Source organism: Mesorhizobium sp. M5C.F.Ca.IN.020.29.1.1, assembly GCF_003997375.1.
In the GTDB taxonomy this organism is placed as follows: Bacteria; Pseudomonadota; Alphaproteobacteria; order Rhizobiales; family Rhizobiaceae; genus Mesorhizobium; species Mesorhizobium wenxiniae.
Genome location: NZ_RZSW01001157.1, coordinates 1 through 559, shown reverse-complemented (window position 1 = coordinate 559; position 559 = coordinate 1). Strand labels below are relative to the sequence as shown.

The following is a 559-nucleotide window of genomic DNA, read 5'->3' as shown; positions in this document are numbered from 1 at the left end:
GGCATAGCCAAGGCCGTCGACGACATGGTCATGGTGCTGGAAGGCAATCCGGAAGAGCTGGAAGCGCGCGGCGAACGCAACCAGCAGCCGCCATTCAACACCGACGATCTGTTCTTTGCGATCTTCATAAGCATCTGGGCGATCATCTTCTTCGGCAGCATTGCCGCCTCCATCCTGCCACCGATCTTCGGCCGGAAACTCGGCCCTGGTCGCTATCGCTGGCTGGGCATGACCTTCGAGCCGAACCGGCGGTCTTCCGGCGGCTGGTCGGGAAGTTCTGGCGGGGGATGGTCGTCGGGTTCAGGCGGCGGCGGCTTTTCCGGCGGCGGTGGCTCGTCCGGCGGCGGCGGCTCATCGGGAAGCTGGTGACGACATGACAAGACGCGCCATCTGTCCCCCAGGTTCCGGCCATTTTGCCGCCACGGTCGGCGCTGCTTTGGCGGCCATGGCGGTGCTGCTGGTCGGCTTCACCGCTCTCGCCGCCGAATTGCCTGTTCTGACCGGGCGGGTTGTCGATAATGCCGATATTATCGATGCCGCGACCGAGGCGGCGCTGACC

2 pseudogenes are annotated in these 559 nt (G+C 64.9%); both read left to right on the top strand.

Going from position 1 to position 559, the window contains the following annotated elements:
- Positions 1-369: pseudogene (locus tag EOA85_RS36820) on the top strand (hypothetical protein); the annotation flags it as partial.
- A gap of 4 nt (positions 370-373) precedes the next feature.
- Positions 374-559 (top strand): annotated as a pseudogene (locus tag EOA85_RS36815) (hypothetical protein); the annotation flags it as partial.